Source organism: Streptomyces celluloflavus (assembly GCA_000720995.1).
GTDB classification, from domain to species: domain Bacteria; phylum Actinomycetota; class Actinomycetes; order Streptomycetales; family Streptomycetaceae; genus Streptomyces; species Streptomyces celluloflavus.
Genome location: JOEL01000009.1, coordinates 155,093 through 179,319 on the forward strand (window position 1 = coordinate 155,093; position 24,227 = coordinate 179,319).

The following is a 24,227-nucleotide window of genomic DNA, read 5'->3' on the forward strand; positions in this document are numbered from 1 at the left end:
GGTGTGGACGGATCCATGCCCGCTTTACCGGGAAAAATCCGCTTCTTTTGGACGTCGACCCCTTGGGGGCTGCGACCCGGATGCTTCGTGACCGCTCATCCGGTGCCGACCGCACTCATTTGATCATCCGACTGTGGCCGTCTTCTGTCCAGGGGGTGTTCTCGTGACCGTCACCACTTCCCGGTGAATCCGTAACTTACGGTGGCGTAGGTAACATTGCGCCATGACTTCCGCGTCCGACGCCGCCGAGAGCCACCTTCCCCCCGCGCCTCCCGCGGCCGGCACAGTCTCCGCGGTCGCCGCGGCGGCCGCGCCGCTCAAGCCGAAACTGCGGGGGTGGCTGCACGCCGGGATGTTCCCCGCCGTCCTCTTCTCCGGCGTCATACTGACCGCGCTCGCGGACAGCACCCGCGGCCGCGTGGCCTGCGGCATCTACACGCTCACCGCCTGCCTGCTCTTCGGGGTCAGCGCGCTCTACCACCGCGGGAACTGGGGGCCGCGGGCCGACGGCATCCTGCGCCGGCTCGACCACGCCAACATCTTCCTGATCATCGCGGGCACCTATACGCCGCTGACGATGCTGCTCGTGCCCGGCTCCCGCGGCCAGACGCTGCTCTGGGCCGTCTGGGCGGCCGCACTGGCCGGAATCGTCTTCCGCGTCTTCTGGGTCGGCGCGCCACGCTGGCTCTACACCCCCTGCTACATCGCCATGGGCTGGGCCGCCGTCTTCTTCCTCCCCGACTTCCTGCGCGCAGGCGGTATCGCCGTACTGGTGCTGGTGATCGTCGGCGGACTGCTCTACAGCGCGGGCGGCGTGATCTACGGGATCAAGCGCCCCAACCCGTCACCGCGGTGGTTCGGCTTCCACGAGGTCTTCCACTCCCTCACGCTGGCGGCCTTCGTGGTGCACTACGTCGGCATCTCACTGGTGGCGTATTCGCACGCCTGAGGCGGCCCGCCGCCGCGCCGGCACGCCCGGTCTTCCGCGCCATCGTGGCCGCGGCCGCGAGGCCGCGGCCACTCGCCATGTCAGGACCGCCACCCCGGCCGGCACCAGGGCGAAGACCAGCGCGCTGCCCCCCAGGAGAAAACCGCCGACACAGAGCGCGGCCGCGAGCGCGGCGTACAGATGAATTGCGGGTCGCATCCCCAGCACCCCCTCGATCGTCACTGACAGTAACCATTCCCCGGCCGGAGCGTGACACACACCATCGGCAGCCAGGGTTTCATTAATATTTGACAGTCAGCGTCTTTTGAGAGTCACTCCCCGTTCAAGCCAACTCCCGGCGGCGCACCGGACGTCACGACTCCTCGTGACGGTGCGGCACCCACCTCCGGCCGGGGTGGCGGGAACGGATCCGCGCACGGCACGACCGTGGCCACTGGGACACCTGGTACCCGACAATGACCTTCATGGTCACCGCACGTACCTCCACCGCCACCCCGCCCAAGGCGCCGAAGACCGGGCTGCGCGAGCGGAAGAAGATGCAGACCCGGCAGGCCATCCGCCGGGCCGCCTACCGGCTCTTCGAGAAGCAGGGCTACGACGCGACCCCCGTCGACCAGATCGCCGAGGCCGCGGACGTCTCACCCAGCACCGTCTTCCGCTACTTCCCCACCAAGGAGGACATCGTGCTGACGGACGAGTACGACACCGTGCTGGAGGCCGCCATCCGCGACCGGCCCGCGACCGAGCCGGTGGTCGAATCGCTGCGGCGGATCGCCGTCGAGACACTGGGCCGGAGCAACGCCCGGGACCGCGCCGAACTCGTCCAGCGCACCCGGCTGGTACGCGACGTACCCGCCCTCCGGGGCCGGGCCGCGGAGCACACCGCACGGGACGCCCGGATGATCAGCGCCGTGGTGGCCGAACGCTCCGGACGCCCGACGGGCGACCTGGCCGTGCGGGTCATCAGCGCGGCCGTCCTGGCGGCCCTTCAGGAGGCGCTGCTGCGCTGGGCCGAGGACGGCCACTCCGACGACCTGGAGACGCTGATCAACGAGACCTTCGACGTCCTCACCCACGGACTCACCCTCTGACGGCGGGCGCGCCCCCTACCGCCCGCCCTCGCGCAGCGCGCCTTCGATCCCCGCCGCGGCGTCCAGCAGCGCCTCGTCCGCACCGGCGCCGCCGACGAGCTGGAGTCCGAGCGGCAGACCGCTCGAAGCCCGGCCGGCGGGCAGGCTGACGGACGGCAGCCCGGCGTTGCTCCACGGCAGGCACATGACCGACGCTCCCGTGGTGGTGAGGTCGGCGGGCGCGGGCCCGGTGGCCGACGGGGAGATCCACAGGTCGATACCGGCCGCTTCGGCGTCCGCCGCGAGTCGCGCGCGGAACGCGGCGCGCCGGATCCGGGCCGCCTCGTAGCCGGCGTCCCCGATCGGCTGACCCTCGCGGACGGCCGCGGCCGTCTCCGGCCGGTAGCGGTCGCCGAAGCGCGCGAACCACTCGGCGTGGGCGCGCGCGACCTCGTAGCGGTTCATCGTGAACAGCTGCTCGACGATCTCCGCGAAGTCGTCCATCACGGGCACCTCGCGCACGGCGTACCCGGCCGCGCGCAACAGTTCCCGCTGCTCCGCGAAGGCGCGCAGGGCGACGGCGTCGGCGCGCTCCAGATAGGGACCCACCGGCACGCCCAGCACCGGGCGGCCCGCCGCACCCGGGGCCGCGCCCTCACCCGCGTCCGCCCCGGTGCCCGCCGCCGCGCCCCGCCATCCGTCGCACAGCACCGAAGCGGCGAGGGCGACACCGGCGACGTCCGTGGCATAGCACCCGAGGGTGTCGAAACTGACGGCATTGGGGATCACCCCGTCGATGGGGATCCGCCCGTACGTCGGTTTGAAACCGACCACACCGCAGTACGCGGCGGGGCGGATCACCGAGCCGATGGTCTGCGTCCCGATGGCCAGCGGCACCATACCGGCGGCGACCGCGGCCGCCGAGCCGCTGCTCGAACCGCCGGGGGTATGCGCCAGGTTGTGCGGATTGCGGGTCGGTCCGGGCGCCGTGACGGCGAACTCCGCGGTCACGGTCTTGCCCGCGATCAGCGCCCCGGCGGCGCGCAGCCGGTCCACCACGGTGGCCTGCGCACCGCCGAGCACCTCGGGCGGCAGCGTGGCGCCCGCACGGGTGGGCAGCCCGTCGACGTGCACGATGTCCTTGACGCCGACGGGGATGCCGTACAGGGCGGGCCGACCGGCCACGTCCCGCGGGCCAGCCGCCAACTCCCGCGCCGCCGCCAGCAGTCGGGCGCGCCGCTCCGGTTCCGGCACGAAGGCGCGCACCCGGGAGTCGATGGCGTCGATACGGTCGCAGCAGCGGCGCACCGCGTCGGCGGGGCCGGCCGTGCCGTCCCGTAGCGAGGCGGCTTCCTGGACGAGGGACAGGTGCCCGAGCAAAGTCTGCATCCTGGCACGCTACAACCGCGGCCCGCCGGTGCCCCGCCCGCTCACAACTCGACGAGTACCGCGCCCAGATGGCGCCCGCCGATCAGCTCACGCAGTGCGCGCGGCGCCTGGTCGATGCCCCGCAGACGGGTGTGCGGGAAGGTGAGTGTGCCGTCACGCAGGCCCCGTCCGAACTGCGTGAGCCACTCCGGGATCAGATCCCGGTGGTCGTACAGCGCGACGCCGCGCAACGTGATGCCACGGGAGATCACCGCTAGCGTGTCGATCTCGGTGGTGCGCGGACCGGCACCGGCGAGCTGGCCGGCCAGCGCGCCGACGAGCGCGAAGCGGGCGCCCCGTACGGCGACCGCGATGGCGGCCTGCAGCTGCTCGCCGCCGACGTTGTCGAAGAGCGCGTCGATGCCCTCCGGGGCGGCCGCGCGCAGCTGCTCCTCGACGGGACCGGCGCCGCGGATCACCACGGCGTCGTAGCCCAGTTCCGCGCGGAGCCGGTCGGCCTTCTCCGGTGAGCCCGTGCTGCCGATGATCCGGGTCGCGCCCCGCAGCCGGGCGATCTGGCCGGCGAGCGAGCCCACGCCGCCGCCGCCCCGGTGACGAACACCGTGTCCCCGGGGCGCACTTCGGCGCCCCGCACCACGCCCATCCAGGCGGTGGGGCCCTGCGAGAGATAACCCGCCGGGTCGGGCAGCAGGCCGGGGTCGAGCCGCTGCGCCGCGGCGGCGTCCAGCACGGCGTACTCACGCCAGCCGGAGTTGTGCTGCACCAGGTCACCGGGGACGAGGCCGGTCCCGTTGGCGGTGACCACCTCGCCGACGGCCGGCCCGTACAGCGGCTCGCCGAGCCCGAAACCGGGCACCGGCACCTCGCTGATCTCGTCCATCTGGGTGCGCATCACGGCGGCGACGCCCATGAGCGTGTTGCGTACGAGCACCTGACCGGGCCCCGGTTCCGGGACCGGCACCGTCACGATCTCGAAGAGGTCATCGGTGACCGGCCCCTGCGGGCGGGCGGCCAGGCGGACTTCACGATGCGTACGATTCGTCATCGCCCGAGGCTAGGGCCTGTCGTCACCTTCCGGTCTGCCTCGCTACGCCGGGCACGCACTCTCGCCGCACCGAGCGAAAGCCCCGGTACTCCGGTACAAGGACTTCCGCCCGGCACACCGAGAGCACGCACCGGACGCCGCGGGGCCGTCCTACGGGCGACGACGGGAAGATGCCGACCGGCCGTGGATTGCGACACGCACACCCACCATGGGTTTTCGGAGCTCTCCCGCCCGTCCTCACCCCCGCAGCCGCTCCGCCAGCTCCTCCGGGTCCGTCGTCGGCCGGTCGCAGGTGAAGTTACGGCAGACGTACGCGGCCGGCCGTCCGTCGACCAGCGGGCGGTCCTGGAGCAGCACCACCTCGCGGGCGTCGTCGGACCCCGGCGCGCCGAGCGCGACGACCGCCCCCGGGGCGGTGCCGAGCAGCGCGGCGCGGTGCAGGGCCCGGGTGGCCGGGTCGTCCGGGGGGCCGACGACCGCGACCTCGCGCGGCCCGTCGAGTGCGGCCTCGGCGACCGCGAGCCCCCATCCGATGAAGCGCGGGGCCCGCCCGCCGAGCGCCGTGACGACCCCCAGGGCGCGTTCCGCGGCGTCCCGGTGGAGGGCGCTGCCGGTCAGCGCCGCGTACGAGAGCAGCGCCCCGGCGGCGGCCGTCCAGCCGGAGGGCGTGGCGTTGTCGGTCGGGTCCTGGGGGCGGCGGATCAGCGGCTCCGCGTCGGCGGCGGTGTCGTAGAGCGAACCGTCCTCGGCGCTGAACTGGACCAGCACGGTGTCCAGGAAGAAGCCCGCGAACTCCGCCCAGACCCCCTCCCCCGTGACCGAGCCCAGCGTCAGGAGGCCCTCGGCGACGTTCGCGTAATCCTCCAGGACACCGGAGTTGGCCCCGGCCACGCCGTCGCGCGAGGTGCGGTGCAACCGGGCCTGCCAGTCCATGTGGACGCGGATCAGGAGGTCGGCGGCGTCGGTGGCGGCCTGGATCAGGTCGGGGCGGTCGAAGTACGCACCGGTCTCGGCGAGCGCGGCGACGGCCAGCCCGTTCCAGGAGGCGACGATCTTGTCGTCCCGTGCGGGACGCGGCCGCCGCGCACGGGCCGCGAGCAGCCGCCGCGTGACGGAGACGACCCGCTCGGCGTCCACCAGACCCTCCGTGTCCGGGAGCTGGAGGACCGAGGCGCCCTCCTCGAACGTGCCCTCGGGGGTCACCCCGAAGTACCCCGCGGCGAACTCGGCATCCTCCGCACCGAGCACCGCCCGCAGCTGCTCGGGCGTCCACACGTAGTACGCGCCCTCGGTGTGCGCGCCCGTACCGTCGTCGCTGTCCGCATCGAGCGCAGAGGCGAAGCCGCCCTGTTCCGTACGGAGCTCGCGCACCATGAAGTCGGCGGTCTCGACGGCGATCCGGCGGGCCAGATCCGAGCCGGTGGCCCGCCACAGGTGCGCGTAGGTCCGGCAGAGGAGAGCGTTGTCGTAGAGCATTTTCTCGAAGTGGGGCACGGTCCAGGTGGCGTCCACCGCATAGCGCGCGAAACCGCCGCCGAGCTGGTCGTAGATACCGCCGCGGGCCATCGCCGCACAGGTCGCCTGCACCATCTCCAGCGCCGCCGCCGAACCGGTGCGCGCGTGGTGGCGGAGCAGGAACTCCAGCACCATGGACGGCGGGAACTTGGGCGCACCGCCGAATCCGCCGTGCACCGCGTCGAACTCCCGGGTCAGGCCCATCAGCGCCGTATGCAGCTCCTCCGGGCCCGGCGGCCGCCGGTCCGGTGACAACGCCCCGGACATCGAGCGCCCCGCCAGATCGGCGGCGATCCGCCCGGCGACCTCACCGACCTCCTCGCGGCGGTCGGCCCAGGCACTCCGCACACCCTCCAGAACCTGCGGGAAGGACGGCATGCCATGACGCGGCGCGGGCGGGAAGTACGTGCCGAAGTAGAAGGGCTCGGCGTCGGGCGTGAGAAAAACCGTCATGGGCCAGCCGCCCTGCCCGGTGGCGGCCTGGACGGCCTCCATATAGACGGCGTCGACATCCGGCCGCTCCTCCCGGTCGACCTTCACGGCCACGAAGTGGTCGTTGAGCAGCGCGGCGGTGCCGGGGTCCTCGAAACTTTCGTGGGCCATGACGTGGCACCAGTGGTCAGCGGACCTAAGTGGCACGACGAATATCCCACCGAGAGAAGGATGGGTACGTCGCGCCGCTTGGCCTCTTGCATCGCCTCCTCTCCCCATGGCCACCAGTCCACAGGATTGGAGGCGTGCTGGAGGAGATAGGGCGACTGGGATTTTGCCAGTCGGTTCATACCTCCATCGTTGCACGACGAGGATCGTGCACGCGTGATCACGCGTGCACGAAGCACGGCCGCCACAGACCGCCCTGCGGGCGGGCCGCCTCACTTCGGTGATTGTGACCTGGTTGACGCGAGGTCAGTGGGCCCCGCCGGAGCCGCTACACCGGCTCTCAAGCGCTCTCGGCGCCCTCGCACGTCCCAGCAGCTGGCTGGCTCGCTGATGCCGGAAGGCGCTCTCCCTCCTCCTGCGCAACGACCGCAGGATGGCGGATCGCATCGAACCATCCCGGTACGTCGGAACTCCTGTCCTTGTCTCCGCACTCACTGTCGTCGAAGCAGCACAGGGGAATGACGGACCTGGCACGATTACGATGGGCCCTCTCCCGACTGCGGGTGGAATCGGTCAGCCCGGAGGACTCGATGGTCCGGGTTCCGGCCCCGTGGTCGTCCTGATCTCCGACCGCGACGACTGGTCGAAGCTCTGCGGAAGCCATGTGATCATCGCAGGGCGGGTAGCGCGCCGCTCCGCCTCGCCGAACGCCACCTGTTTCCAAGGCTGACAGTCAACCCGGTTGTCGGCGTGCTGAAGTAGACAGGGCGAGGTCACACCAGCCGACTCATGCGCCCCGGACTCTCACAGCGCCCGATCCGTTCGAGGAAGCCCGCATAGGCTCCGTCGAAGCAAGCGCCCCGAGACGACCGAGCCTCAGGGCTCTCCCCCCTCAAGTCGACGTGCCTCCATCAGCGGATGCTTCCGTAGGACGGTCATGTCCCTCGCCATGGCGCCCAGATACCCCAGCGCCCCAGGGGCGAGTGAGGGGAGCAGCGGGATCGTGCGAGTCCACGCGTCGGATCGCAAGAGCTCCAGCACGATGTCCCGGGCCGTCTCCTCAGCGGGAGGACTGCCGTGGTCGGCGGCTCGGGCCAGTGCCAGGCAGGTCCGGATCACCCGGTCGTGGGCACCGCTGTCTGCGGCCGGCGCCACCTGGGTGCCCGCCAGGTGCGTGGCGGCGGTACCAAGCGCCGTCGCCCGGCCGTCCGGCGTCCGCGCCGCGTCGGCGTGCCGCAACACAGCGGCGGTGTCGCCGTTCACCGCTGCCAGGAGTGCCAGTTCCGCAGGGGGCTGCGGTCCCGAGTGACGGGCGCGCCGCCATCTGCCGACCGAACTTTCGACGGCGCTCACGGCTTCGTCCGGAAGGCAACGGAGCCGTTCCAGCAGGGCAAGGACGGCCATCGACCATGCCGGCGCCGCCATGGAGGGCGCAGCCACGCGGTGCGCAGCCCGGCCAAGCACGTCGCTCAGCCGGGGGGCTGGGTTCCGGACATCCGGGAAGGCAAGAAGCAGCGCCGCCAGCTCGGGGAGAGGAACATGTGGGCTACCCGTCCCCATCCGCCGTGCGAGGACCTCCACCAGCGGCTCGGCGACGCGTGCCGCCGCCTCCGGGCAGTGTCGTACGAGCCCGGCGGCGACGGCCGTCAGCGCCTGCAGCCGTTGCGCGGTATCTCCCGTTGCCATCGCCGTGGCCGCGGCCTCGTCCCCGGCATGGGCGAGAGCCTGGGCCACGGCGTTAGCCAGATCGGGGGCGGTTCCGGCGAGTACCAGCCTGGCCGCCGCTCGGGCGTAGCGGGTGCCCGGATCATCGTGTCCGGCGAGGGAACAACCGAGGGAGAAAGCCGCCAGGTGCCGCGCGCGGGCATGTGTGTCAGGCAGGTGCTGCACGAGTGCTTCGGCCTCGTCCGATGCGCCTGCCGCGCCCATGGCCTGGCAGAGTTCTACAGTCCAGCCTTCGGGGAGATACGAGGAGCTTGCGGGCTGTGCTGCAGGGCGGCTTCGCAGGGCCGCCTCCAGAAGTTCCCGGGCGCGGAGGAGATGACCCGCGCTCACCTGGTCGTCCGCCTCTAGAAGCAGGGGAAGAAGAGGCTGCTCCGGGCGATCGGGGTACGGGCCGTCGCCGGGGCGCAGCAGGCCGGTCGATCGCCGGTGCGGGTTAGGGCGGCGGGGCGGGGAGGAAGACCGTGTGTCCTCGGGTTCTGTCTGTGTGGGCTGTGGCGTCTGGGTGACTTGTGCACTGTGGGCCATCCGCGCCTTTCTCAACACCGCCCGTTCGGCATCATCTTTCCTGCGCTTTGCCTTGCGCTCCATCTCGCTCTTCTCGGCAGCCGCCTGCGCTGTCTTGTCGGCCCGTCGCGCCCTCTCGATCTCAGCTGCATCAAGGATCGATTGCGCCCGTTCCAGCAGGGGGTCACCGAGCATCCCGACGCGATGGTCTTCCGGTACTGCCTCCATCTGATGCCTGATGCCGTCAGGGTCGCCCATCGCCTCCATGGCCACTGTGGCCATGGCCAGGCGCTCCAGTGTCCCAGCGAGTTCGCGTCGCAGGTGGGCGCGATCAGCTTCGGACAAGGCATCGGACGGGGAATCGGAGTCCCTCAGCGCCTCGATCGCCTGATGCATCCGGGCTCGGGCCTTCCGCAGCTGTTCGGCGGCCCGGCGGTGTCGCTTGGCGGGCAGAGCGACGAGCACAGACGCCGCGGTGGCCAGGACGTCGACCGATCTCAGTCCTTCCGTGTCGCCGAGCTCCTCGCAGACGGCCTCGATGCGATTACCGGCGTAGCGGCCGAGGTAGGGCGCTACCTGCGCCAACGCGCCGTAGAGTTCCACTGCCGCGGTCCGGGCGCGCAGGTCACCCGCGCTGAGCGTCTCCGCCCGGGAGTACAGCGTCATGACGGCATCCAGTTTCCCCGCCGCCTCGGTGATCGCTGCTGTCCCAGCCGCTGGGCCCTGGAGCACTGCGCGGAATATGGGCCGGGCGGCGCCGGGACCGTTCAGACGGGCGAGCGTCCCGGCGGCGCAGAGGAGTCGTACGTACGGCTCGGGGTCTCGGAAGGCACCGGTATAACCCTGATGCGCACGGTCCCGGGCCAGCCACTCCGCTGTCTCCCGCACGAGGGCATCGGCATTCAGGTTGGCCCGTCCCACGGAGGGCTGTCCCGCGTACGCCAGTTCCACCGCCATGTCCGCCAGGTGTACGGCCCTGTCGACGGCCGTGGGCGCGGAGCGGGCCAAGCCACGTGCGCGCTCGGCATCCCCGAGCCTGACGTAAAGAGCCGGGGCTCCGTCGGGCACGTACGTGTCGTGCGCCCGGCGCAGCAGGGACCGCGCACCGTATAGGGAGGTGAGTGTCGCCAGACGGTCGGCGTCGGATGTGATGTCCGCCGTCGCACTGATCTCCCTCTCGAAGGAGTCCAGCTGGGCGAGCGGGATGTCCGGCCCGACTGTGCGGGCGAGCTGACGCAGACGGAGCAAGTCGAGGATGTACGCCGCGCGTTCGGCGGTACCGGTCAGCAGGCGGAGCTGATGTCTCAAAGGGTACGGAGGAGTGTCGTCCGGCCATCCGGCCGCGTGCCACCTCCGCGACCAGATCAGCAGTTCCTCGGTGTACCGCAGGACCGTGGCCTCTCCCAAGTCCTCGCGCACCGCGCGCACGAGGTGAGAGTCCGCCAAGGCATACGTCCCGAGCAGTGGATCCTCGGTCACGAGGGCGCGCCCCGCCGGGCCCTGCACCAAGCGGTCAAGATGGTCTGCGGAGAGCCCGGTCAGCTCCGCCAGATCCGTGGTCCGTAGGCCGCCGTCCGCCACAGCCAGCAGCGCCGCGACCGGTTCGCCCAGCGCAGCGGCGTCGGGTGGTGGCTGCCGGCGCTTCGGTACCCCGACGATGGGCAGGAGCGTTCGCAGATGACGGCTCTGACGCAGCGGATGCCGCTTCTCGGAAACGTCGCGGGGAAGGGGGGCACAGCGCCGGAGAGAGACGATGACGCGCATATTGGGCGGGGGGAGGGAGGGCAGAAGCGCGGCGATGCTCTTGCTCGCTGGTCTCCGTACGACTCGGGCCGGGCTCTCGGGTTTGCCCCCGAAGTGGGCCCTGGGCTTCGGAGTCCCGCCCTTGCCTGCCAGGCCCGGCCCGGACACGTGGCCCGACCAGGCCACATCGTCGTCAAGTCCGTCGACCACGAGCAGAAGGTTCCGTCCGCACCTCGCGCTCTTGGCGGCCGCTTCGGCGAAGAGGGCGTTCCACGCCCGGGCACCCTTTGGGACCGGGCTCCCTGACCTGCCGAGAAAACGGTCGATCTGGCCGGCGATCTCGTTCTCGAACTCGGCTCGCGTGTCCGTGCCATGGGCCGCTGAGACGAAGAAGGTCAGGATGTCGCTACCGATGGGGGGTTTCTGACGGACGTAACCGGCGAGCAGCGTCGTCTTGCCCACGGGGCCGTCGGCGTGCCAGCACAGGTAGGACGGTGCCCCGGGACGGGATTCCTGGACAAACACCTTCATCTCCGTACGTTCGTTCGCCCGCGCGCGGATCTCGGTCACGGAAACCTCGGGGGCCGAACCGTGCAACCCGATGAAGCGAAGGCCGGGGTCCGCCTGCCGCCGGTTCACAGAGATCTGCTCGTGCTGCGCGCCTCTTGCCTCCTCCTTCGCGGCCCGCAAGGTGGCTTCCCACTCGGCGTCCGAGTACGTCGGGGTGCTGTGCGCGCTCTGCGACCTGGCCACTACGGCCAAGAAGTCACGCACTCGATCCGGCGAGGGGACCGTCTTCCCCCCGATCCAGCTCTGCAGCGTCGAGCGAGGGACATCCAACTCCTTGGCCACGCCGTCATAAGTGAGCCTCTCGGAGTTCCACGTCTCCTGCAGCATTCTGTGCAGCTTGTTCCTCGCACGTCTGGCTGAACCCTTCACCAGCCCGCTCCCGTCCGTGTTCGCTGCGCGGAAAACTCGGCCTCCGTTGTACGACCTCAGGCGCTTGACCTGCGGAAACCGTGGCGCAATGGTCGGCGCAACTTCACGGCACAAGGCCGCCGCCGTCAGTCTGGAGCCCTCACCACAGCAGCCGAAACCAGCTCCCGCCAGAAGGATGGCCCATGTCCCAGCTCCCCCAACTTCTGCCTTACACCCTGCTGTTGAGTGGGATTGCCGGCCTACTCTATGCGGTCGCCCTGCTCACCGTTGCCCTCGTATCCGTCCTCGCCTCCGCACAGGATCGCCGCAAGGACGCGCGGACGACGCTCAGCATCCTTGTGCGTCGACGACCGCGTTGAGCGCGGGGAAGGCATCCGATGCCGCACGCACCGACCGCACCGGCGCTTGTCGCGGGCCTTGATCAAGCGAATCGAGTGCACGGCCTTGCACTGGAACTCGGGGGCCTGTAGTGCGCTTGATGGGTGTGTGACATTCGCTACCGAAGCATCGATGTCTTGAAATCTGCCCTCAAGAGCGGGCGTTGCTGTAGAACATTCCTGTGTTGCCACCCGCTCAAGCCGCAGCGTTGCCTGCAGCTCTGCGGTCGCAGAGCTGCAGACCCCGAAGCGGAAGGAGTGGCATGGGAAAAGCAGCACGTAAGTGGCTGGGGCGCCGCAGGGAGGAGCTGTTCCTCATCCTGGTGGCCGGAGTGGTCAGCGCAGTAATGGCCAAGGTGGTCGACTACCTCTGGTAAATGACCGTTCTCGACGCAACCTAGGCGTCGAGAACGGCCGACCCCAGCAGTGAGTGGTTCCCGTTCCGCGCTCACGGGACGGGAACCACGCGCATCCCGCCGGTCTCCCGGTGGGGTACTGCCAGGGGTGCCGAGACATCGGCAATCCCTGATTTTAGACCTTTACGTAGGTGCCATCGGGCCGAGTGATCGAGTACTTGAACCAACAAGGACCATCAAGGCCGGCGAAGCGCTTCCCGCTCACTGCGGGAGTGGCCCGTCGGGAGCCTGCAGAGCCCTGGAATGGGCTCTTCCCCGCGTGGGCGGGGGCGTCCCGCACTTCCGGTCTCCACGGACCGACCGGAGTACGACTCGATGCGGGGACACCGCCCTCGTCGGAGCCACCACCTGTTGGTTTTCAGGCGATTGAACAGAAGGAGGTGGCACGGACTTGCCCGAGGCCCGACCGCCGATTCCCGCCGGACAGCGCGCCAGCTGGGATCCTCGCTTCCAGCCGTGTATCCCCGCCGTCGACCTCGACGGTGCGACCGCGCACCACTCCCTGAGCTCGCTTCTCACCCGGGCCGACGAACTGGCCGCCCTCGACTGCACCTCGCCGGGCGAGACCGTCGCCATCATCGAGTACTTGCTGGCCATCTGCTTCGCCTCCGGCACCTGTCCGTCCTCCGACGAGGACTGGAACGCCTGGATCCTTGGCCAAAGGCCCCTCGCGCCGGCCGCCGAGTGGCTGTTGAAGCAACCGGCGGGCTCCTGGGACTTGTTCCATCCCACGAATCCCCTGGCACAGAATTCCGACCTGTCGGAGGATCTCCGCAAGAGCGGCACCGGAACCGCTCAGCTGATCATCGAGCACTCCGGTGACTACAACCAGCACTTCGACCACCATCATCTCGAACGCGACAACCCTCTCCCGGCAGCGGACGCTTTCCGCGCCACCCTCACACAACACGTCTACGGCCCTTATGGACGGGCACGCATGTCCGGGGGCGAGCTCGGCGCCAGGGTCACCAATCTCGCGGCGGGCCGTCTGACGGGTCGGATCCGGGTCGTCGCCCTGGGAGGAACGCTCGGCGAGACGCTGCGCCTGAACCTCTATCCGCCCGACGGGCCGGGGAAGCCACTCAACACCTCCTGGACCACGTCCGTCTTCGAGCAGCGCAGGTTCGAAGAGAAACGGAAGCCCCGGGCACCACGGAGCTCGGCGGATCTGCACAGCGCCCTGGGACGTTCCGTACTGCTGCGTCCAGTACGCGGTCCACACGGGCAGCTTATGGTCGACCGGGTTCTGATCGGAGCCGGTGAGGTACTGGATCTCGACCCGGCGCGTCATCTTCAGGACGCCGTGTACAGCACGACGACAAACGGTGTGTCCAAGCCCCTGTGGCCCTCGCCCAGCCGAGCCCTCTGGCAACAGGCCCATGCTCTGTACGGCGCCGTCAACGAGGGCCAGGGCGGGATGTACGCGCGGCTGCGGTCCCTTCTCCCGTACCGGCGACCAGAGCCGGAGGGGCCGGGCCCGGAAACGCAGCAGGGTGCCCCGTACCATCTCTGGGCTGTCGGCCTTCTGACCAACAAGACGCTCCCCGTCATCTGGACCCACGGCGCCTACCCCTACGCCCCGGGCATGGCCGCACATCTCTACCGCGCGTCCCACCGCGGCTCGGACATTGCCGAATACATAGCGCGGACTCTCAAGAACGCGGCGATCGTAGCCGCGGAGACCGCGTTCCCCGCCATGAAGACCGCGGACGAGGCCGGTCAGGTGGCACGTCTCGATGCCCGGTACGACTTCTGGCCCGCAGCCGAGGACCCGTTTCACAAACTGCTGGACGAGGTGATCGACCGGGGGCTCGAGGACGACGACCCGGTGTCCGCTCCCTTGGTCGCCTACGCACTGAAGTTGATGATCACGGCTCGCACCCGGTTGCTCCAGCTCCTCGACACCCTGCCGCCCGGCGACCGCTATAACCGAGCGCGGACTCGGGCCGTGCGACTTTTCGAGGAGGCCGTGTCCGGCGACCGAGCCCCGGCCGAACTCCGAGGGGGAGACAGCACTTGACCGAGCAGGATTCGTCGGCCGGCACGGAGACGGGGACGCCCCGCTTCCCGCACGACAGCGCGGCACTCACCACTTGGCTCACCGCCCTCGTCCGCAACCGCGAGTACGGGACGCTCGCCGAACTCCGCCGGTCCCGGGTTCGTACCAACGCGCACATCCGCGCGGGCTGGTACGGGGGCGACGACCACCGCGACCTCTTCGAGCGGATGGCCTTCCTGTTCGCGGTCTACCACCAGGGGCGCCCCACACCTTCGTACGGCCACGGCAGTCTGGGGGCCGCAGCCCGCAGGATCGGGGACGGGTCGGGGCGCGGGCCGGACAATCCCGGCGCTCAGCGGCTTCTGGACCGTGTCGTCGCGAGCCGACGTGTTCCCTGGCGGCACCTCCAGCACGCGATCACTCGGCTCCGGTCCTGTGAACAGCCGCCACCGTCCTGGACCACCCTGACCGAAGACCTCATCCAGTGGAACGACCGCAAGGCGCGCATCGCTTACGAGTGGTCGGTCCATTTCCACACCCCTCCGGGAATAGTCGGGAAGCATGAAACGAACCCATGACGCGAGCGACTCCTGCACCGACGACTCGAAAGGACACCACCTCGTGGCCGAGCCACCTCGGGGCCAGTTCCTCTCCTTGCATCTCATCGAGACCCTGGCTGCCGTCCTTCCGGTACGCGACGAGAATGGACAGCCCAAGTCCCTGGTCTTCGGCGGTGTGGAACGCCACATGATCACGAGCCAGGCCCGCAGGCGCGCCGAGCGGGTCCACACCCGCAACCGGGCCAACGCCGGCTTGGGGGAGCTCAAGGGACGAAGCATGGGCGTCCGCACCCGGGAGTGGGCCCTTCTGGCCGGACGTGAACTCGAGTCCGCCCATGGCTGGGACCGGGAGAGGGCTCTGATCACGGCCCGTGCGGTGATGGAAGCCAGCGGTCTCAAATTCGGCGATCCGAAGAAGAAGACCGTGGCCAATCTGACCAAGGTGCTCATCTTCGCGCCGTCCGACGCCGGAGCGAAGATCGCGCGACACATCGTCAGCCAGGCAGCGGAGGTCGAGGAGTGGCGCGACACCTATCTTGAAGCTCAGGCTCGCACCGAGGCGGCGAAGAAGACACGCCGCGGGGCCAGGAAGAAGGACGCGACAGTACTGGATACGGAGGAGACCACCGCGGAGGCCGCTACGGCCGTCGCCCTGCCTCCGCTGCCCAAGGCCACCCGCGACGCCGTTCTGCTGGCCCTCGCTCCTCGGGACGCCGTGGACATCGCTCTCTACGGTCGATTCCTCGCCGAGATTCCCGACTCGCCCAACGTCGACGGCGCCGTCCAGACAGGGCATGCCTTCACCGTGCACGAAGCAGAACAGATCGAGGACTTCTATGCGGCCGCCGATGATGCGAAGCTCGATCGCAAACGCAACGCTCTCGATTTCCTCGATGCCGCGGACGACGCCGGCGCGGGGATGACCGGGTACCAGTCCCTGATCTCCGGCACCTTTTACCGACACGCAGTCCTCGATCGAACGCAGCTTCGCATCAATCTGAGGGTATCCGGAATGGACGAGGCCGAGGCCGAACAGGTGGCGTCCGAGGCCGAGAAAGAGTTCGTGAACTCCTTCGTAGAAGCATTTCCGGAAGCGAAGAAGAACTCCACCGCGTCCACTGGATCGCTGCCGTCGCTCGTCCTCGCCTTCGAAGGGGAACGCCCCTACAACTACGCGTCCGCCTTTCAGAGGCCGGTCGACGAGGGGCCCCTGTCGGCTGGTGGAGAAGGGCCGGCGGGACCCGCCGCCGTACGCAGACTGCTGCGCCACCACACTTTCGTCAGCCGTCGTCGCGGCGATCTGCGTACCACACGGTTGCTCACGTACGACCCTGAGATCGATCTCCTCCTGGGAGAGCTGGAACTGCCGGAGTCGCTGTCTGTGGTGGAGCGAGCCGAGGACCTCACATCGTGAGCGACACGAACGACTCGCATGTCCTCCTCATCCGGTTGGCCGGCCCCCTGCAGTCCTGGGGCATCGCCGGCAGATTCGCCCGTCGCGACACACACAGCCGCCCGACGAAATCGGGCGTGATCGGTCTATGCGCCGCAGCCCTCGGGCTGCCCCGGGAAGAACTTCTTGGGGAACTCGCCGAGGTGCGCTTCGGAGTGCGGGCCGACCGGCCCGGCACGTCGCTTCGCGATTACCACACGGTTGGCGGTGGAAAGTATCCGCTGCGCCCGCGGGACCTGATCACCGACCACCAGCGAGCTGCCAAAGCGACCACGGACCCATTGCCGGTGCCGTCGCCGGACGACGCCCTGGAGCCCGGTCCGTTCGGACGTGCCGAGCTGCATGCCTGGTATGGCTCACCGAAGTACGTCGTCGCCGACCCGAGGTCAGGAGTGCTCGTCTCCGGAGAGGTTCGCCGCCACAGCCTGATCACAGAGCGCTGGTATCTCGCCGACGCCGCCTTCCTTGTCGGTCTGGAACACCAGGACAGAGCTCTCTTGGAACGTGTGGCCCACGCCCTGGAGTACCCGAAGAGGCTGCTCTGGCTCGGCCGCAAAGCCTGTCCGCCGTCGGGTGACCTCGCCGTCGGTATCGCTCCGGGCTCGCTCAAGGAAGTCTTCGAGACACACTCCCTGCTTCCTGATGCTGTCGGTCCCGAAGCCGAGCTGTCGGCAGCCGCGCGGCACGTACGCCCATGGGCCTGGATCGAGAGCAGACGGCCACTCCCCGGCGTCGGCCCCCTGTCCGACCAGCCCGTGCAATTCGGGGCGGACGGAGGGATCCACAGCCTCCGCTGGGAGACCCGCCACCGCATCACCATCGCCGCACACGCCCGTGGATGGGACATCATCCTGTGAACATGAACACCACCGCGTCGAATGTGTCGTCGGACGCGGGTCGGGCCGCCAGATTCGTCGCCGCGCAGAGTCTGCTGACCCTGGATGCCCGGCATCCGTTCGCCGGCAAATCGCTCATCGACGCACAGGATATGCACCGAACCGTCATGAGCGGCTTCCCCGGCTGGGTGGACGATGGCAGCCCGGACCCTCGTGCCCAGATGGGCATCCTGTCGACCTGGACCGTCGACCTCCGGCAGGCGCGGCTCAACCTGGTGGTCCAGTCGTCACTCCCCGCTGACTGGAGTGGCATTCCCCGTACGGCCCTGGCCGAGAAGCCGGAGCCTCTTACCATCGACCGCACCTTCAGCTTCGGCGACAGGGTCGCCTTCCGCACGGTCGTCAATCCCGTCCGCAGCGTTCCACCTCCACCGGGCTCTCCGCCGAAGACCCGGGGTACCCGCGTCCCCCACACACGCCCCGAACACGTGAAGGGATGGTTCGCGCGCCGCCTCCAACCGCCCGGCGAACCCGCGATCGCCCCGGACGGCGTCACCCGCATCGGAGCGGACGCCGATACCGATCGGATCGCCGTACGCATGCTCCCGAACATCTCGAGCCCAGCACCGCATAAGGGCCTGCGCATCGCTCGTGCGGAAATCAAAGGCACCCTCACGGTCACCGACCCCAAGACCTTCGTCGCGGCCCTCGCTCAGGGCATCGGTCACGCGCGCGCGTACAGCTGCGGGCTGATCCTCGTACGCTGAACCGCTCAACAGCCGACCAGAGACGAACTCTCTCGCGGATGCCGCCGCCAGCGTTCGGCGCCGACGGCAGGGCTCTCCACATACGAGCGGTCTGGACGCAGTACTCGGGAAAAGCCACCGCGTGCCTGTCTCCCCGCCGTCCAGGCACGCTTTGCGTCCCGAGCAGCACCGGCACGCCCCGCTCCCGCGCCTCGGTGAACGCCTCCGGGCTCCAGGACCACCAGTCGACGGGGTTGTCGGCGTGCTGCTGGAGGCAAGGCGAGGCCGCGTCGGCGTCGCAGCCCTTGCACCCGTGCCCGGCCAGGGACACGTGGATTGAATGAAAAAACGATTCTGCTAGGTTCCAGATGAATCGGCTCGGGAGAGCTTCATTCGCTGGGGGGGTAGACGGGATGGCGGTCGGGAGCGGTTGGAAGCCGCTGGAGGCGTTCTGGTCCGTGCAGCGTCTGGTACGGGACCGCCATCAGTTGGTCCGGCAGATCAGCGAGTGCTACACCGCCGCGCACCCGAAGGACAAGAAGCCGAGTCCCTCCGAGGTCAGGGCCTGGCGTGAAAGCGTCTACGAGCTGGCGACCACACTGGACAACCTCGGGCTCGGCCAGGTGCGGATGTTCATCGAGTACCTCGCCGACGGCCAGATGAACCACATCGACGTGGTACTCGCCGGCCGGCATCCATCGGGACGGCTCAGCTACGCGGTCATCGAGCTCAAGCAGTGGGGCAGTATCGAGCGTCCGACCGTGTCGAAGACGGCCGGGCTCTGTGCCTCCTGCAGGACGGCGGGAAACAGCACGCTCTGCCAGCGCTGTGCCAGGGATCTGGTCTATGCGCCGTTCTCTGAATATGAGAGGCACGTCAAGCATCCTGCGGTCCAAGTCGGCAACAACATGGACGACCTGCGCAGGCACCACAGCATGTTCGACGACCGCTACGTCAACGTCGTGGGCGCGGCCTACCTGCACAACCTGATGGATCCGGAGCAGCAGTGGATCAGCCAGGTGTCCCCTCGCCCCGGGATCCCCACGTTCACCGCGCGGCAGCCAGGGGACCTGGAGAAGTTCCTGACCGCGAACTTCAGCTCGGACTCCGGCGCGGAGGCCGCACAGGAGTTGCTCGGGCGTCGACGCTCGAGCAACCTTCTGACCGACGAGACCGGGGCGATCGTCAACGGGCACACCCGGTTCAGTCTCGTCGAACACCAACTGCGGGCGGTCCGGGCGATCGCCGACGCCACCGCAGCCGTCGGGTCGCCGGGAGTGAAGAAGGTATTCGTCATCGAGGGACGTGCGGGCAGCGGCAAGTCGCTCGTCGCACTCACCGCTCTGGGAGACGCGCTGCAAGCCGGGCGTTCTGCTGCCTTCGTTTCCGGCGGCGTCGCCTCCCGTGACACCTTCAAGCGGGCCGCCAAGGGGCACCAGAAGGTCTTCAGGCCGCTGGTGCAGGTCGCCGACAAGTTCGGTCCCGACGAACTGGACCTGATCGTCTGCGACGAAGCCCACCGCCTCAGCGAGCGACCTATGACCGGCTCCTTCAGCATGCGGTCGACGGGACCGAGCTCGGTGGAGGTGGTCGTCACCCGCGCTCGCGTGCCGGTCTTCTTCATGGACGGCGATCAACGTCTCTTCGCGGAGGAGGTCTGGTCTCCGATGAGGCTCAAGAGCGAGCTCTGGAGCCTCGGCGTGGAGATCGTGCCGATCACCCTGGACCGGGTACTCCGAACCGTCGGCAGCTCGACCTACGACACCTGGGTCAGTCGGCTCATGGCCGGGGACCCCATCGCGTGGCGCCCGGACGGCGCCACCGATCCCGAACCATTCGAGCTCTACTACGCTGACAGTGCCGCCGAGATGGAGTCCTTCCTCCAGAGCAGGGACCCGGCGGGCGTGAGCGCCCGGATGAGCGCCGGAATGTGTTGGGGCTGGACCGACGACACCGGCACCTTCCCCGACGTCAGCCCCGATCCCGAGTGGGCACGCCCCTGGAACGCCGGCGACAGCCACAGCACCCAGGGAATACCCAAACGGAAGTTCTGGGCGACCGACCCCGGAGGCTTCGGGCAGATCGGGTGCGTGCACACGGCCCAGGGGCTCGAGTACGAGTGGGGCGGTGTGATCATGGGCCCCGACCTCACGTGGGAGGACGGCGCCTGGGTCACCCACCGCGAGCACGTGAAGAGCAAGGCCTCACGCATTGAGGACGACACCGAACTCACCCGGGCGTTGTGCAGGGCCTACGGCGTGCTCATGACCCGTTCCATCCGCTGCCTGGTGCTCTACTCAGTCGACGCTGCCGCCAGGAAGCTCTTCGCCGACCTCGGGGTGCGGAAACTCTGATCCGCCCGTCCCCTACTTGCCGGGCGGGTGGCTCGCCATGGGTCCTCGGCTCGGGCCGGGTGGTGCCGGCAATGTCCCGCCGGACCCACCACTCTGTTGACGAGTTCACTGCCCCCCCTGCAAGCCCTGCACCCCCCGCTGAACAGCACCGGTACGCCGCCTCGCCGGGCTTCTTCGAATGCCGCGGTGGACCACGGCCACCATTCGACCGGGTTGTCGGCGTGCTGGAGCAGATACGGGGAAGTCTCATGAGCCAGGTGGTTCGGCATGGGGCCGTCCTCTCCCGGCGGACGGCGGGGAGTGAAGGGGAGTTATCCACAGCCCTGCCGGAATTCGCGCGGACGCGGAACACTGTCGTACGGCGGCGATCACCGCCGGAGCGGGCGCGGGAGCGCGACGGTGCGGGCCCGAGCGTGTCGGCCCGCACCGTGCGCACCACCGCCCCGTACCGCCGGCGCCGCCGGATGCACCGGACCTACTGGAGCTACTGGACTTACTGGACTGTTGGACCTGCCGAACCTGCTGCACCTGCTGCACCCACCGACCGACAAGACCCACTGGATCTACCGAACGTGCTGGACCTGCCAACCATGCTGGATCTACGGAATGTGCTGGATGTGCTGGAACTGCTGAAGGGGGATACGCATGCCGGGCTCACTGGCTGAGCTGCGCGACAGTCACCGGACCGAAGCGGAAGGGCTGTTGACGCGGGCCGTCGAGGAAGAGGTGCGGCGTTCGGACGGCCGGCTCGACCGGGGCACGCTGCTCGGCAGAGCGCGGGCGGCGCTGCCGGACCTGGCGGGCACGGCGGCCGAGGAGTACACCGCGTATGTCCGGGCGCTGGACGAGGCGGCCGCCGGGCAGCGCCCGCTGACCGAGCGGCTGTCCCGCAAGGAGCTGGGCACCCCGGCGGTGGCGACGGCCGTGGCGGCGGTGGCGGCCTTCGGCACGAACCTCGCGAACGGCGCGGGCGGGGGCCCGGCGCTGGCCGTGGGGGTCGCCGCGGCGGTGGCGGGCGGCGCGGCCACGGTCGTGAAGCTGACCGCCGGTCACTGGCCCGCGGCCCACCGGCAGGCGGGGATGCGGGGCCAGCCGGGCGGCCCGGAGCAGCTGCGCCTGCAGTGGCTGACGGCGCTGGAGGTACGCGGCATCCGGCCGTTCCTGGACCAGCAGCGGATGCTGGCGGCGGCGACCCGCCGTAGCGGTACTCCGGCCAAACCGGCCGCCTCGAAGAGCGGCCGGGGACCGCAGTTGCGCGGTACGGACCGTAGCGCGGCGGCCCGGCAGCGGTCCCTGCTGGATCACTCGTTCTCCCATCTGCCGCGCGCGGACGGGCCGTTCGCGGGCCGGCGGGCGCAGCTGACGCAGATCGCCCAGTGGGTGCAGGCGGCCCGCGCGAGCACGGAGACGAAGCCCACGGTGGTGGTGCTGCACGGCGCGCCGGGCTCGGGGCGCACCACGCTCGCGGTGCGGGCGACGCACCAGCTGCGTGATCAGTTCCGCGGTGCGTGTGTGGTGGATCTGCACGGTGACACCCCCGGCGAGGTGCCGCTGCCCACCCGGGAGGCGCTGCTGCATCTGCTCAACCGGCTGGGCGCGCCGCGCGAGCAACTGCTGTTCCGTGAGCGGCCTTCCCATGAGCAGCACGTCAAACGGCTGTCGGAGCTGTATCAGCAGCATCTGACGGGCCTCGCGGTGACGGTCCTGCTGGACGACGCCTCGGATCCCGAGCAGGTGCGTGCGCTGGTCCCGGACCGTTCCGACAGCCTGGTGCTGGTCACCTCGCGCGAACCGCTGGAGCTGCCCGCGGACCTCCAGGCGTGGGTGCATCAGCTGCCGGTCGGCGCGCTGGACGCGGCGGGCACCGAGGAGTTGCTGCGGGCGACGGCCGCGGCGGACGAGTCGGCGGGCGCATCGGGTCCGTACGATTCCCGGGCCGTCGACGAGATCTCCGAGCTGTGTGCCGGGCTGCCGCTGGCGCTGCGGGTGGCCGGTTCCTCGCTGGGGTCGCGCTCGCCCGCCGTGCTCGCCACCGATCTGGCCGCGTACGGCCCGGTGGCGCCGGTGGAGCGGGCCCTGTGGCTGCGCTACTCCGACCAGTCGGAGACGGCCCGGCGGCTGTTGCGCCGGCTGGCGCTGGTGGGCCGGGCCAGCCTGGGGGCGGCGGCCGCGGCGGCGCTGCTGGGCGTCCCGGACCAGGAGGCGGAGCGGCAGCTGACGACGCTGACCGCGGCAGGGCTGGTCGAGAACGTCCGCGGCGAGCGGTACCGCCTGCATGCCCTGGTGCACCGTTTCGCGCATGCCCGGCTGATGGACGAGGAGGAGCCGGCGGAGCGCGGCGCGGCCCAGGAGCGGCTGATCCGCGGTTACGCGGAGCTCGCCGACTCGGTGATCCGCCTGGTCGACGGGCGTACCTCCACCCGCGCCGACCGTTTCGGTTCGCACGGCTTCACCTCGCTGGACGCGGCCCTTCAGTGGCTGGACGACGAGACCAGTTTCATCACGGCCGCGCTGCGCCACGCCGATCAGGGCGTCGACCAGGAGGCGGTCTCGCATCTGCTGGGCGCACTGGCCGACTACTGCCTGCTGCGCGGCGATCTCTACCGGCTGGGCGAGCTGAACGAGCTGACCCGGGCCGTCGGCCAGGGGATGCTGGTCCGCTCGGTGCAGTGGCGTACGGGTGTCGCCGCCCGCCAGCTCGGCGAGCTGGACACGGCGCGTACGACGCTGTCGTCGGTGGTCGATCTGTATTTCGAGGCGCAGCATCCGGTGGGCGCCGCCCGCGCGCTGCGCGATCTGGGCATCACGCTCCAGCAGCAGGGCCATCTGACGGAGGCGGCGGCGAAGCTGCGTGAGGCGCTGGACATGCAGACCGCGCCCGAGGTGCACGGCGACCGGGCCTGGACGCTGCACGCGCTGGCCGCCGTGGAGCGGGACCGGGCGGGCCTCGCCGAGGCGCTGGAGCTGCTGCGCGAGTCGCTGGAGCTGCATGAGGAGAGCGAGAGTGTGCACGGCCAGGCGTGGGCGCACTTCCAGCTCGGCCAGGTGTATCTGCGGATGGGCGATGTGTCCCGGGCGCAGGACGCGCTCCAGTCGGCGCTGGAGCTCTACGGCCGGACGCACGACGAGCGCGGCGAAGCCTGGGCGATGACGCAGCTGGCGCGCGCCCGCCTGGTGGACGGCGATCCGGGGCCCGCCGTCGACCAGTTGCGGCAGGCGCTGCCGCTGCACCACCAGCACGAGGACGCCCGCGGTGAGGCGTGGACGATGTACTACCTCGGCCAGGCGCTGGAGGAGCGTGGTGAGCACGATGCGGCGCTGCGCCAGCTGGAGCGGTCGCGGACGATGTTCAGCCGGATGCAGGACGGCTACGGTCTGGCGTGCGCCCGGCACCATTCGGGACGCGTGACCCGTGATCTGCGGGCGGCGCAGACCGGTTCGCTGCGCAACAGCGGCTTCGCCCGGCAGCTGCTCCAGGACGCCCGCAAGGACTTCCAGCGGATCAAGGTGGCGCACGGCGAGGCGTGGTCGTGCCTGGAGTTGGTGATCATCGACGCGGGCAACGGCCGGGCGGCGCAGGCGCTGGAGCTGGCCGACGAGGCGGCGCGGCTGTTCGCCGGCTACGGCGACCGGCGCGGCGAGGACTGGGCGCGTTTCCTGCGCTGCACGCTGCTGCCGTTCGCCTCACCCGGCGGTTCGGTGGTGGGTACGGCCGTCGCGCAGGAGGAGCTGGCCCAGCTGGTCCGGGACGGTCATCCCACTCGCGATGCGAAGCTGGAGGACTGCGCGGAGACGTTCGCGCTGCTCCTGGACCGCGGTGTCGAACCGGAGACCGGCTGGCAGGCGTGGCAGCTCGGCATGGTTCCGAACCGGCACTCGCGTGAGGTGATGGGGGTACCGGTGGCGCCCACCGGGGCCGGGTGACGGGTAGCGGACAGGGCGGCTCGGCGTTGCGTCGAGCCGCTCTCCGCGCGGGAGCGCGAGGCCGCCGGAGCGGCCTCGCGCGT

Annotated in this window: 13 protein-coding genes and 5 pseudogenes; 12 read left to right on the forward strand and 6 right to left on the reverse strand. The window is 70.0% G+C overall.

The window, feature by feature from the left end; all coding sequences use genetic code 11:
• Positions 1–223: 223 nt before the first annotated feature.
• Together trhA and IH09_RS10785 are read left to right on the forward strand one after the other, a co-directional pair.
• A complete protein-coding gene (gene trhA, locus IH09_RS10780; RefSeq protein WP_110952201.1) occupies positions 224–949 on the forward strand; it encodes a PAQR family membrane homeostasis protein TrhA in 726 nt (241 codons plus the stop codon).
• A 455-nt stretch (positions 950–1,404) separates the two neighbouring features.
• Positions 1,405–2,040, forward strand: coding sequence for a TetR/AcrR family transcriptional regulator (locus IH09_RS10785; protein ID WP_052855915.1), 636 nt, complete (start codon positions 1,405–1,407; stop codon positions 2,038–2,040).
• Between the two features lie 15 nt (positions 2,041–2,055).
• Here the strand turns inward: IH09_RS10785 and IH09_RS10790 are convergent, their stop codons facing one another.
• The 3 genes and pseudogenes from IH09_RS10790 to IH09_RS10800 form a co-directional block, all read right to left on the reverse strand.
• Positions 2,056–3,408, reverse strand: coding sequence for an amidase (locus IH09_RS10790; protein ID WP_052855916.1), 1,353 nt, complete (start codon positions 3,406–3,408; stop codon positions 2,056–2,058).
• A 41-nt stretch (positions 3,409–3,449) separates the two neighbouring features.
• Positions 3,450–4,453, reverse strand: a pseudogene (locus IH09_RS10795) (zinc-binding dehydrogenase).
• Positions 4,454–4,690: 237 nt separating this feature from the next.
• Positions 4,691–6,750: pseudogene (locus IH09_RS10800) on the reverse strand (thioredoxin domain-containing protein).
• A 233-nt stretch (positions 6,751–6,983) separates the two neighbouring features.
• On the opposite strand from IH09_RS10800, the pseudogene IH09_RS39760 reads away from it, so the two are divergent.
• Positions 6,984–7,298: pseudogene (locus IH09_RS39760) on the forward strand (hypothetical protein).
• A 146-nt stretch (positions 7,299–7,444) separates the two neighbouring features.
• Here IH09_RS39760 and IH09_RS10805 read toward each other — a convergent pair.
• Complete coding sequence (locus IH09_RS10805) at positions 7,445–11,437, reverse strand: hypothetical protein (protein WP_052855917.1); 3,993 nt, start codon at positions 11,435–11,437, stop codon at positions 7,445–7,447.
• A gap of 224 nt (positions 11,438–11,661) precedes the next feature.
• On the opposite strand from IH09_RS10805, the gene IH09_RS38940 reads away from it, so the two are divergent.
• The 6 genes from IH09_RS38940 (at position 11,662) to IH09_RS10830 (ending at position 17,887) form a co-directional block, all read left to right on the forward strand.
• Positions 11,662–11,838 (forward strand): hypothetical protein, encoded by a 177-nt coding sequence (locus IH09_RS38940; protein WP_190233256.1) that lies wholly within the window; start codon positions 11,662–11,664, stop codon positions 11,836–11,838.
• 825 nt (positions 11,839–12,663) lie between these two features.
• Positions 12,664–14,292, forward strand: coding sequence for a type I-E CRISPR-associated protein Cse1/CasA (locus tag IH09_RS10810; RefSeq protein ID WP_205379901.1), 1,629 nt, complete (start codon positions 12,664–12,666; stop codon positions 14,290–14,292).
• Positions 14,289–14,849 carry a type I-E CRISPR-associated protein Cse2/CasB gene (gene casB / locus IH09_RS10815; RefSeq protein WP_052855918.1) on the forward strand — a complete coding sequence of 187 codons (561 nt, stop codon included), beginning with the start codon at positions 14,289–14,291 and terminating at the stop codon, positions 14,847–14,849. The genes IH09_RS10810 and casB overlap by 4 nt, the downstream gene beginning before the upstream one ends.
• A gap of 43 nt (positions 14,850–14,892) precedes the next feature.
• Positions 14,893–16,245 (forward strand): type I-E CRISPR-associated protein Cas7/Cse4/CasC, encoded by a 1,353-nt coding sequence (locus tag IH09_RS10820; RefSeq protein ID WP_052855919.1) that lies wholly within the window; start codon positions 14,893–14,895, stop codon positions 16,243–16,245.
• The gene (cas5e, locus tag IH09_RS10825; protein WP_052855920.1) at positions 16,242–17,141 is read left to right on the forward strand and encodes a type I-E CRISPR-associated protein Cas5/CasD; all 900 of its coding nucleotides are present in this window, start codon (positions 16,242–16,244) and stop codon (positions 17,139–17,141) included. The genes IH09_RS10820 and cas5e overlap by 4 nt, the downstream gene beginning before the upstream one ends.
• A gap of 2 nt (positions 17,142–17,143) precedes the next feature.
• Positions 17,144–17,887 carry a type I-E CRISPR-associated protein Cas6/Cse3/CasE gene (locus tag IH09_RS10830; RefSeq protein WP_052855921.1) on the forward strand — a complete coding sequence of 248 codons (744 nt, stop codon included), beginning with the start codon at positions 17,144–17,146 and terminating at the stop codon, positions 17,885–17,887.
• A 160-nt stretch (positions 17,888–18,047) separates the two neighbouring features.
• On the opposite strand, the pseudogene IH09_RS40580 reads toward IH09_RS10830, so the two are convergent.
• Positions 18,048–18,197, reverse strand: a pseudogene (locus IH09_RS40580) (DUF255 domain-containing protein); the annotation flags it as partial.
• A gap of 82 nt (positions 18,198–18,279) precedes the next feature.
• On the opposite strand from IH09_RS40580, the gene IH09_RS10835 reads away from it, so the two are divergent.
• On the forward strand, positions 18,280–20,220 hold the full coding sequence (locus IH09_RS10835) for a DNA/RNA helicase domain-containing protein (protein ID WP_052855922.1): 1,941 nt from the start codon (positions 18,280–18,282) through the stop codon (positions 20,218–20,220).
• 119 nt (positions 20,221–20,339) lie between these two features.
• On the opposite strand, the pseudogene IH09_RS40585 reads toward IH09_RS10835, so the two are convergent.
• Positions 20,340–20,489 (reverse strand): annotated as a pseudogene (locus tag IH09_RS40585) (DUF255 domain-containing protein); the annotation flags it as partial.
• A 144-nt stretch (positions 20,490–20,633) separates the two neighbouring features.
• Between IH09_RS40585 and IH09_RS38945 the strand changes: the two are divergent.
• Both IH09_RS38945 and IH09_RS10840 read left to right on the forward strand, forming a co-directional pair.
• On the forward strand, positions 20,634–20,885 hold the full coding sequence (locus IH09_RS38945) for a hypothetical protein (RefSeq protein WP_190233257.1): 252 nt from the start codon (positions 20,634–20,636) through the stop codon (positions 20,883–20,885).
• The gene (locus IH09_RS10840) at positions 20,866–24,144 is read left to right on the forward strand and encodes a tetratricopeptide repeat protein (RefSeq protein ID WP_052855923.1); all 3,279 of its coding nucleotides are present in this window, start codon (positions 20,866–20,868) and stop codon (positions 24,142–24,144) included. The genes IH09_RS38945 and IH09_RS10840 overlap by 20 nt, the downstream gene beginning before the upstream one ends.
• The last annotated feature ends 83 nt before the right edge of the window (positions 24,145–24,227 follow it).